We start from the raw sequence: 10,312 nt of genomic DNA on the forward strand, positions 1-10,312 counted from the left end.
CCACGCGATGAGCGCCGAGGATTTCGTTGCCACCGGCCGCGACATCGAAAGCCGGGTGCTGGCGCGGGCGGTGAAGAAGCACCTTGAATCCCGCGTCATGCTCAATGGTCACAAGACCGTGGTGTTCTGAGGCGTTTCGAGCAATCTCTTGATGATACTGGCAACGTGTTGCACAGCGGGATCCTGATCACGCCGTACATGCCAGGCCAGATGTAATGCGAAGCCGTCGACCGGAATTGGCGGCTCGAATAGCGCGAAGCTATTGCCTGCGTTCTTCGGCACGCACAGGCTCGGCATCATCACGATCAGGTCGGATTCGGCGAGAAGCGGTGGCACCATCAGGAAGCTTGGCACGACAATGCCGATACGCCGCTCCCTGCCGTGGATAGCAAGCGCCTCGTCCAGGGCGCCTCTGGTCTTGCCGCGGCCCGAGACCAGTACATGCGGAAATGCCAGCCATCGTTCAAGGTTGAAACTTGCAGCGGCAGGATGATCCTTGCGCATCATCACCACATAGTGCTCCTCGAGCAGTTCATGCCGCCGGAATGAAACATCAATCTTGGGAAAGACTGAAGCAGCGAGGTCGATTGTTCCCTTGGCCAAGCCATCGAGCGCATCGTCCGCGCCGTGCCAGGACAGGATGACAAGGTCAATACCGGGGGCCGACTTCGCCAACTCCTGGTGCAAGGCACCAACAATGACCACGGCCGGATGATCAGCCATCACAATGCGCACTGTTTGATGCAAGGTCGCAAGGTCAGTTGCCGGCGGATCGAGCACTGCCTCTACGCCGGCCAGCAGGTTCTTGATCGGCACGCGCAACGATTCCGCCTTTGGCGTCAGCCGCATCATTCCCCTGCCGCGTTCCAGCAGCGGATCGTTGAACAGCTGGCGGCAGCGCTCAAGCGCACTCGATGTGGCTGGTTGCGACAGGCCAAGCCTGTCGGCTGCGCGAGATACATGTGCCTCATCGAGCAGGGCATCCAGCACGACAAGGAGGTTCAGATCGACGGAACGCAAATTCATGTGCTGGATAGTAGCACAGACTGGCATAGGAAAAAATAATACTAGAGACGAAGGGCCTGCCGCAGGGGCGCATTGCCCGCGAGCTTGTAGTCAAGGTCTTCCTCGATATGATCGATATGGTGCCGGATCACTTCGGCGGCTTTCTTGCCATCCCGGGCGACAAGTGCATCGAGAATATCCGCGTGCTCCGATCGCGCGCAGCTCGAAGCACCCGATTGCCCGTAGAGCGCGATGACGAGCGATGAGCGGGCGATCAACTCGCGCATGAAGCGCTCAAGGATCTGGTTCGCCGCGACCGATGCCAGCATGAGATGGTAGTCACCGGAGGCCTTGATCGCGGCGCGGCGCGCATTGGGTCCACGCTCGGCCAGCAACCGCTCCTCGTCCTTCAGATGCGCTTGAAACAGCCTGATATCGGCCTCTGTCATCCGCTCCGCCGCTCGCTCGGCGATTTCCGGCTCGATCACCCGGCGGGACTCGAAAATCTGGCGCGCTTCATCCGGCGTCGGGTGGGCGACAAAGGCACCGCGATTGCGCTCGATCTTTACCAGCCCTTCGAAAGCCAGCATCTGTAACGAAGCGCGGACCACCGTGCGGCTGACGTCGAACAGTTCACCGACTTCTGTCTCGACCAGTTTCGCTCCTGGAGAAAGCCGCCGTTCGACAATGGCATTGTGCAGCGCGTCGCGGATAGCCTGCGCCCGATCGTCCTGCACGTCATCTCGAACCGGCAAAGCGCCATCGGCTGGATTCATTGTCACACCCTGTCTGCACGATTCCTTTTAACGTGATTTGCGCGCAAGACCAGCTCCAATATTGCACACCGTTGAAAATCGGATTGCATACAATTTCATCTCTGATTGAAAACATGAACATATTTTGTGCGTCGCAGCATCCCGACTTCGAAAAGATGTTTGCGCGCTCAAATATTGAAGCAAGGATTTCAGGGAGTTAGCCGACGAGACGGAAATTGGCACGATACATGCAAAGTCTCATTCAGTCAGAAAGGGAATGCTGCATGGGCAAAGCCGCTGAAATTGATATCGTCTCCGTTTCCAAAGTTTACGGCGCCACCACGGCCGTCGATACGATCAGCTTGAAGATACCGGCAGGCACCTATTGCTGCCTGCTTGGCCCGTCGGGCTGCGGCAAGACCTCGACGCTGCGCATGATTGCCGGTCACGAAACGATCTCAAGCGGCGACATCCGCCTCGGCAACACTGTCGTTACCGATTTTCCGCCGGCAAAACGTGGGACTGCGATGATGTTCCAGTCCTATGCGCTGTTCCCGCATCTCGATTTGATCGACAATGTCGGATTCAGCCTGAAGATGAAGGGTGTCGACAAGGAGCAGCGCCGTGCCAGAGCGCTGGCCATGCTCAAACTCATGCAGATGGATGGCTACGCGACACGGCGCCCGGCACAACTTTCCGGCGGTCAGCAACAGCGTGTGGCGCTTGCCCGCGCCTTGATTACTGATCCGGAAGCGCTGCTGCTGGACGAGCCGCTATCGGCGCTCGATCCATTTCTCAAGATCCGCATGCGTGCGGAATTGAAGAAGCTCCAGACAAACCTCGGCATTACCTTTGTGCATGTGACCCATAGCCAGGAAGAGGCGATGGCGCTGGCCGATCTGATCGTTGTCATGAATGACGGCAAAATCGAGCAGGCCGCGCACCCGCGCATCGTGTTCGAGCGACCCGCGACCGCCTTTGTTGCCCGCTTCATGGGTGACCACAATGTCATTTCAGGCCGTGTGACGAAAAGCGTGGATGGTCTGGTAAATTTCGAAGTTCCAGAGGGCGTCTTCCTCAGCGCATCGGGCCAGGCAGAAATCGGCAGCCCCATCGACATCGGCATCCGCACGGATCGCGTGCGCATCAGCGATGCACCCGCCCCAGGCTTCGGCTTCACCGGCAACGTCGCCAACATCGAATATCGCGGTTCTTCCGTGAAACTCTCGGTCACCGGTGCAGGCATAGATGACTTCACCGTCATCGTCAGCGATCAGGCCTTCTTTGAAAGACCTGTTGCAGTGGGCGAGGCCATACCACTCGCCTGGGATATCAACGACGCCATCATTCTTGGCCGTCTCGACTCTTGAAAAAATCAAACAACAAAAAGGGGAATTGAAAATGACTGATACAACCAATCACAAATCAGGATTGAGCCGCCGCACATTTCTCAAAACTGGCGCTGCGGCGGCAGGCCTTGCCGCCGGGTCCGGTGCGATCACCGGCTTCCCGACGATCTGGGCGCAGAACATCAAGAACGTAACGCTGCGCCAGTTCGGCACCGGCGTTTCCAACCTCAATGACGTCGCCAACAAGGTAAAGGAGGATTTGGGCTTTACCCTGCAGATGACCGCACTCGACTCCGATGCGGTCACCCAGCGCGCTGTTACCCAGCCCGACAGCTACGACATTGCCGATATCGAATACTGGATCGCCAAGAAGGTCTTTCCGGCAGGTGTGATGCAGCCGATGGACGTGTCGAAAATGAAATATTTCGACAAGATCGCCCCGCTCTTCATCACCGGCAAACTCACGCCCGCAAGTAAGATCGCGCAGGGCACGGCGCCGCATACGGTCGGCTTTGTCGAAAGCGCGGACTCGGTCAAGTTTGCTTCCGCCCCGACCAACTGGATGACGCTTATCCCGACAATCTACAACGCGGATACGCTGGGTATCCGTCCCGATCTGGTTGGCCGCGACATCACCACCTGGGCCGACATCATGGACCCTGCCTATAAGGGCAAGGCGTCGATCATCAACATTCCATCGATCGGCATCATGGATGCAGCAATGATTTGCGAATCCATCGGTGTCGTCAAATATGGCGACAAGGGCAACATGACCAAGGAAGAGATCGACAAGACGGTCGCATTCCTGATCAAGGCCAAGGGCGATGGCCAGTTCCGCTCGTTCTGGAAGACCTTTGATGAGAGCGTCAATCTGATGGCGTCCGGCGAGGTGGTGATTCAGTCCATGTGGTCGCCCGCCGTTGCCGCTGTGCGCTCCAAGGGCATCGCCTGCAAGTATCAGCCGCTGAAGGAAGGCTATCGCGCATGGGGTGGCGGTCTTGGTCTTGCCAAGCATCTGAGCGGCATCGAGCTCGATGCCGCCTATGAATATATCAATTGGTATCTTTCCGGTTGGGTCGGCGCCTATCTCAACCGTCAGGGCTATTATTCCGCAGCGCCCGAAACTGCCAAGAAGTTCATGACCGCTGATGAATGGGGTTACTGGATGGAAGGCAAGGCCGCGACCGGCGATATCGTCGCGCCCGATGGCAAGGTCATGGAGAAGGCCGGTGCGGTACGCGACGGCGGCGCCTTCGAAGCCCGCATGGGTGCAGTGGCCTGCTGGAATTCGGTCATGGACGAGGACCGCTACATGGTCCGCAAGTGGAATGAATTCATCGCCGCTTGATGTTTGAAAGTGGCCGCCCTGCCTTTGCAAGGGCGGCCATCGCTTCTCTCGAGGGAACAGCCCATGGCAGCAATTGCAGCAGATGACACAACGACAAGTGCCGGCAGCAAGGCCAAGCCCAGACCTGCTGGGAAGACGAGGCGCGACGGCGGTTCGTCCTCGTCCTCTTATCTTCAGGCAACGCCGCTGGCGGCGATCCTCGGCCTGTTTTTGCTCCTGCCCATCCTGACGATCGGCATGGTCAGTTTCTGGGATTATGATTCGGTACGAATATATCCCGACTTCGTCACCTTCAACTACACCGAGACACTCGGGTCCTGGGTGACATGGAAGACCTACCTCAACACCATCAAATTCACGGTGATCGTCTGGTTGCTGACGATGGTGATCGGCTTCTGGGTCGCCTATTTTCTGGCATTCCACATCCGCTCGGCTACCATGCAGATGATACTGTTCCTTGTCTGCACCGTGCCGTTCCTCACGTCGAACATCATCCGCATGATTTCCTGGGTACCGTTTCTCGGCCGCAACGGGTTGATCAATTCGTCGCTGATCCAACTTGGCGTTGTCCCCAAACCGCTGGAATTCCTGCTGTTCTCCGAGTTCGCCGTCGTCCTTGCCATGGTGCACCTCTACACGCTCTTCATGGTGACCCCGATCTTCAATACGCTGATGCGCATTGACCGCTCGCTGATCGAGGCCGCGCGCGATGCGGGTGCCTCAGGCTTTCAGATCCTGACAAATGTCATCATTCCGCTCGCCAAGCCCGGGATCGCCATTGGCTCGATCTTTGTCATTACGCTCGTGATGGGCGACTTCGTCACCGTCCGCTTCATGTCAGGCGGACAAAGCGCATCTGTCGGCCTGATGATGTCGAACCAGATCTCATTGCTGCAATATCCGGCCGCTGCCGCCAATGCCGTGATCCTCTTAATCGTCGTCCTCCTTATCGTTGCCGCGATCCTTCGCGTCGTCGACATCCGGAAGGAGCTATAGAGCGAGATGAGATCATATGGAACCGTTCTGCCGGGGGGAATTCGTGGACTAGGTCAAGGGATTTGGCAAGGCCGATGTGGTTCATCGGTCGTAGCCAAAACCCGCAGGATTTGGCCCGAATTCACCCGCCCCTTCGGGTTTTCGGACGGCGGACAACCACTTTGTCGGGCGGCCTCATCCGATGAACCACATCGACCTCGCCACCTTCCGCGTGGATTGTCTCGCCATTAAACAGAACGGATTCCGTATGACCTCATCTCGCTCTAACATGCATTCGGAAAGGCGCTCCCGCGAATTCTACATCCTCGCATTCTTCTTCTCGCTTTTTGTGCTGTTCCTCTATGGACCGCTCTCGACGATCTTTATCCTGTCGTTCCAGGGTCCGTCCGGAGGCCTGACATTCCCGATGAACGGCGTCTCCGTGCACTGGTTCAGCAATCTCTTCGAGCAGCAGGCGGTTGGGGATTTCGGCGGCTCGTTACGCCGTTCAACGATCCTCGGCCTGATGACGACCATGATAACCGTTGTGGTCTCTCTGCTGGCTGGCCTCGCCTTCCGGCGCAAGTTCAAGGGATCGACCTTCCTGTTCTATCTGGCAATTTCCAGTCTCGTCGTTCCCTCGATCCTGATAAGCCTCGGCATCGGCCTCTTCTTCCAGGTGCTAGGCATCAGGCCTGCCTGGTGGTCGTCCGGCCTTGGCGCACACCTGACGTGGACCCTGCCCTTTGGCGTGCTCATCATGTTCGCAGTGTTCAACCGCTTCTCGCCTGCCTATGAAGAGGCCGCACGCGACCTCGGCGCCACACCGTGGCAGACCTTTCGCCATGTCGTGCTGCCAATGATCGCACCAAGTCTGATAGGTGTCGGCCTCTTCGGCTTCACTCTTTCCTACGATGAATTTGCCCGCACACTGATGACCGCCGGCACATTCAATACCCTGCCGCTGGAAATCTACGGCATGACGACGAATGTCACGACGCCGGTTCTGTACGCGCTCGGCACCGTCACAACCGTCTTCTCCTTCCTAATCATCTTCATTGCGCTGACGGCGATCGTCGTCGTCGGCCGCCGCCGCGCTCGTATCGGATAAAACACAGAAAATGCGCATTCTCCTCGTCAATCCCAATACCACTTCGCGCATGACCGCGCTTATCGAAGGCGCAGCACAATTCGTCGCCTGCCCAACGACTGAGGTCGTCGCCAAAACATCGCGTATGGGTCCGGTGTCGATCGAAGGCTATTATGACGAGGCCTTCGCCGTACCAGGGCTGCTTGTGGAAATTGCCGAGGGCGAGGCAGCAGGCGTCGAGGCGGCCATCATCGCCTGCTTTGATGACACGGGGCTTGATGCAGCGCGGGCGATGGCATCAATCCCGGTTCTCGGCATCTGCGAGGCAGCCGTCGCAACGGCCGCGCTGGTTGCCCAGCGTTTCAGTATCGTCACCACGCTCGAACGATCTATCATGCCGGTCAAGGGGCTGGTGCATCGCTATGGCATGACGGAGCGTGCTACCGTACGTGCCGCGAACATACCCGTATTGTCCCTCGATGATCCATCATCGGGTGCATCGAACAAGCTTCGATCGGAAATCGAAAAGGCACTCGAGATCGACGCGGCTGAAGCCATCGTCCTTGGTTGCGCCGGCATGGCCGACCTCGCCCGCCATCTGCAGGAGGAATATGGCGTGCCGGTCATCGATGGCGTCAGCGCAGCGGTAAAGCTTGCGGAAAGCCTGATCTCCCTTGGCCTCAAGACGAGCAAGCGCGGTGCCTATGCAACGCCCCTGGCCAAATCCTATCACGGTATACTCGAACCCTTTGCGCCGGGATTCGCTTCGTAGCCGGTTAGATCAGTTCTAAGCCTCGATCTCGACATTGCCGAGCGGCTTGGAGCAGCAGGCGAGAACATAGCCCTCGTCGATCTCCTCGTCGAGAATCCCGCCATTATGGTCCATGTCGACTTCGCCGGAAATCTTCAGGACCTTGCAGGTGCCGCAGAGACCGGATTCGCAGGCGGCTGCGATGCGGATACCGGCACCGCGGGCTGCCTTCAAGATCGTATCGCCTGCCCCGCAGGGCACATCCATGCCTGACATGGAGAATGTGACGGTCGATGCGGCCTCGACAACCTCTGTCGAAATGACGTCCATCATCGGCAGAACCGGCTCGGCGGCAGGGCCAAAGCTTTCCTGGTGATAATGCGCCATGTCAAAGCCCGATGCTTCCAGCATGGCACGGACGTCACGCATGAAACGTTCCGGTCCGCAGCAGAAAATCGTCCGGTCCTTGAAGTCCGGCGCCAGCAGCGGCAGCTTCGGCGCTTCAAGCCTTCCACGGATACCGGTCCACACCTGCCCCATCTCGTGTTCCTTGATGAGGAAAGCGAGCTTCAGGTTGGGCATGCAGCTCGTGAGATATTCGAGCTCCTTGCGGAAAATGATGTCGCTGGGACGTCGCGCGCAGGTAACGAAGCTGATATCGCTCTGCGGCGCGCAATCATGCATCCAGCGGGTCATCGACATCATTGGCGTGATCCCGGAACCAGCAGAGATAAAGAGGTATTTCCCGCCGGGATGCTTGCGCATCGAGAAATCGCCAAGCGGGCCGAATGCCTTCAGCCGTACGCCGGGTGTCAGATGATCGAGCATCCAGCGTGTGCCAATGCTGTCCTCCTGCGCCTTGACTGTCACGGCGATAGTGAATGGCCGCGACGGGCTGGAAGAAAGCGTGTAGGTGCGCAGCACTGCCTCCGGCTGCACCGGCAATTCGAAGGTCATGAACTGGCCCGGCTCATAGCGGAACCAGTTCTGATTGTCCGACCTGAAGGTAAAGGTCTTCACATTGGGCGCTTCCTCGATGATCGACAGGCACTCCAGCAAATGCAGCCGGTCATTCCACGGCTGCATCTGGTCGAGGTGCGGGTAATTCTGGGGAACGCCTACAGAGCGAGAATAGGTCATATTGCACCGTTCTGCCGGAGGGAATTCTTGACAAGGTCAAGGGGTTTGGCAATGCCGATGTTTACCCATCGGACGAAGCCGAAGCCCGATGGATTTGGCCCGAATTCACCCGGCCCTTCGGGTTTCCGGCTGGCGGCCACCCACTTTGTCAGTCGGTTTCGTCCGATGGATAGACATCGGCCTTGCCACCTTCCGCGTGGATTGTCTCGCCATCGGGGAAACAGAACGCGTTCCATATGACCCATTCTCGCTCTGTTCATCATGCTACCTTGCTGAGTTTCTTGTCGCCGGACAGACGCATCTCCATCGCATTGCTGTACCATTCGAGGAACTGCAGCACCCCGCCCTCATGCTCGACCGAATAGGGGCCGGGTTCATAGGCGGGGGAGCGAATACCGAAGGCGTTTTCTTCAACGATACGGCGATCCTGGTCGTTGGTTTCGAGCCAGACATGCGTCAGTTCTTCGATGTTGTAGTCGACACCTTCGACCGCATCCTTGTGCACCAGCCACTTGGTCGTGACCTGCGTCTCATTGGGACCAAGCGGCAGCACACGGAACGAAATGGCGTGATCGCCAAGGATGTGATTCCACGTGGTCGGATAATGGTAGAGCAGCAGCGAACCGATGTGATTGGCATTGACGTCGTCGCTGAGCTGCCTGCCAACCGCGCGCTTGCCACTCAACGTGTAGCTCTCGGCATCGCGCAAAAGCGGCACGCGCGTCGCACGGTACTGGCCATCCTCGGCAATGCGGAAGACGCTCGGAAGGCCTGCCGCCTCGCACTTATCCCAATGCGCGACGATTTCCGGATCATCCTTGGAGCCCTGGACACCGGTGACACTTGGAGCCTCCGGGAAGGTCTTGCACAGTTCCGGATGGTTGGCGACGCAGTGGTAGCACTCGCGATTGTTTTCCCAGACGAGTTTCCAGTTGCCCTTCTCGACGATGGAGCTCTGGAACGCCACCTTTGTTTCGGTCAGGCGATGCGGTGCGAGATAGGGATCGAGCATGGCGCGCGTCGGACCGAAATCCGGAGCAACCTGTGCGAGACAGATGAAGATATAACCGCCGACGCTTTCGCAATGCACCGGCTTCAGGCTGAACTGGCTGGCGTCGAAATCATCGCCCATCTGGCGGGCGAACAGCAGCCGGCCATCAAGCTCATAGGTCCACTGGTGATAGGGGCAGACGAGCTTCGCCGAGGTACCCTTTTCGCCCGCGCAGATGCGTGACCCGCGATGGCGGCAGGAATTGTGGAAGGCTCTGATCTGTCCCTGACGGTCACGGACGATGACGACCGGATAGTCGCCGACCTGTACAGTGAAATAATTACCCGGCTTCGCGACTTCGCAATCATGGCCGATGAACAACCAGTCGCGATAGAAGATGTTCTCCATGTCGAGGCGGTAATATTCTGGATCGGAATAGAAGGCCTGTTCAAGTCCGTAGCCAGGTTTCCGGTTTTTGAGATTCCGGAGCAGTTCGTTACGAATATCCATGTCGTGTCCTCGCCCTTACAGCTGCAAAGAACTGACTGGTGGTGACGGAGAAGAACGCCCGCACAGTCAACAAACGTTGCCTGCACAAAATCATGCTCTCTTGATCGCCCACCGCGATCAGTCGGTGTTGTCACTCGGGGCTGGTTTCCGGGCTCTGGAGTTGCCTTGCCGGGCTTCACGGCGCCTTCCCGGGGTGCACTCCCAGTGGCTGTTTTGCCGCGTTTTACTCCACTACCGTTGCGGGGGCAGCGCCGGGTTTTTCGACCGGCTTCCCAATTCTCCGCTTCCCTAGAAAGCGGCACCTCAAGTGTCCTGATAAAAGCATCCGGCATGGAAAAAGAATAGGTGCGGAAACGACATCGCATTTACGCAAGGCGACACAGGTCGCTGACGGCAAA

9 protein-coding genes, 1 pseudogene and 1 riboswitch are annotated in these 10,312 nt (G+C 58.0%); of the genes and pseudogenes, 6 read left to right on the forward strand and 4 right to left on the reverse strand.

Features of this window, described 5'->3' with window-relative positions; all coding sequences use genetic code 11:
- Positions 1 to 130: pseudogene (locus tag AAAC48_RS09865) on the forward strand (formyltetrahydrofolate deformylase); the annotation flags it as partial.
- On the opposite strand, the gene AAAC48_RS09870 reads toward AAAC48_RS09865, so the two are convergent.
- Together AAAC48_RS09870 and AAAC48_RS09875 are read right to left on the reverse strand one after the other, a co-directional pair.
- A complete protein-coding gene (locus tag AAAC48_RS09870) occupies positions 109 to 1,026 on the reverse strand; it encodes a LysR family transcriptional regulator (RefSeq protein ID WP_340654013.1) in 918 nt (305 codons plus the stop codon). The pseudogene AAAC48_RS09865 and the gene AAAC48_RS09870 sit on opposite strands and share 22 nt — an antisense overlap.
- A 41-nt stretch (positions 1,027 to 1,067) precedes the next feature.
- The gene (locus AAAC48_RS09875; RefSeq protein ID WP_340654014.1) at positions 1,068 to 1,781 is read right to left on the reverse strand and encodes a GntR family transcriptional regulator; all 714 of its coding nucleotides are present in this window, start codon (positions 1,779 to 1,781) and stop codon (positions 1,068 to 1,070) included.
- A gap of 263 nt (positions 1,782 to 2,044) precedes the next feature.
- Here AAAC48_RS09875 and AAAC48_RS09880 point away from each other — a divergent pair, with 263 nt between their 5' ends.
- The 5 genes from AAAC48_RS09880 (at position 2,045) to AAAC48_RS09900 (ending at position 7,294) form a co-directional block, all read left to right on the forward strand.
- A complete protein-coding gene (locus AAAC48_RS09880; RefSeq protein ID WP_340654015.1) occupies positions 2,045 to 3,130 on the forward strand; it encodes an ABC transporter ATP-binding protein in 1,086 nt (361 codons plus the stop codon).
- Positions 3,131 to 3,161: 31 nt separating this feature from the next.
- Positions 3,162 to 4,457 carry a PotD/PotF family extracellular solute-binding protein gene (locus tag AAAC48_RS09885; RefSeq protein ID WP_340654016.1) on the forward strand — a complete coding sequence of 432 codons (1,296 nt, stop codon included), beginning with the start codon at positions 3,162 to 3,164 and terminating at the stop codon, positions 4,455 to 4,457.
- A 63-nt stretch (positions 4,458 to 4,520) separates the two neighbouring features.
- Positions 4,521 to 5,453, forward strand: coding sequence for an ABC transporter permease (locus tag AAAC48_RS09890; RefSeq protein WP_340654017.1), 933 nt, complete (start codon positions 4,521 to 4,523; stop codon positions 5,451 to 5,453).
- A 268-nt stretch (positions 5,454 to 5,721) separates the two neighbouring features.
- A complete protein-coding gene (locus tag AAAC48_RS09895) occupies positions 5,722 to 6,543 on the forward strand; it encodes an ABC transporter permease (RefSeq protein ID WP_340654021.1) in 822 nt (273 codons plus the stop codon).
- A gap of 10 nt (positions 6,544 to 6,553) precedes the next feature.
- Positions 6,554 to 7,294 (forward strand): aspartate/glutamate racemase family protein, encoded by a 741-nt coding sequence (locus AAAC48_RS09900; RefSeq protein ID WP_340654018.1) that lies wholly within the window; start codon positions 6,554 to 6,556, stop codon positions 7,292 to 7,294.
- Between the two features lie 15 nt (positions 7,295 to 7,309).
- On the opposite strand, the gene AAAC48_RS09905 is transcribed toward AAAC48_RS09900, so the two are convergent.
- Positions 7,310 to 8,413, reverse strand: coding sequence for a hybrid-cluster NAD(P)-dependent oxidoreductase (locus AAAC48_RS09905; RefSeq protein ID WP_340654019.1), 1,104 nt, complete (start codon positions 8,411 to 8,413; stop codon positions 7,310 to 7,312).
- Between the two features lie 259 nt (positions 8,414 to 8,672).
- A complete protein-coding gene (locus AAAC48_RS09910; RefSeq protein WP_340654020.1) occupies positions 8,673 to 9,914 on the reverse strand; it encodes an aromatic ring-hydroxylating dioxygenase subunit alpha in 1,242 nt (413 codons plus the stop codon).
- Between the two features lie 120 nt (positions 9,915 to 10,034).
- Positions 10,035 to 10,235, reverse strand: a riboswitch (cobalamin riboswitch).
- Positions 10,236 to 10,312 lie beyond the last annotated feature (77 nt).

This window comes from Phyllobacterium sp. (assembly GCF_037994405.1).
In the GTDB taxonomy this organism is placed as follows: Bacteria; Pseudomonadota; Alphaproteobacteria; order Rhizobiales; family Rhizobiaceae; genus Phyllobacterium.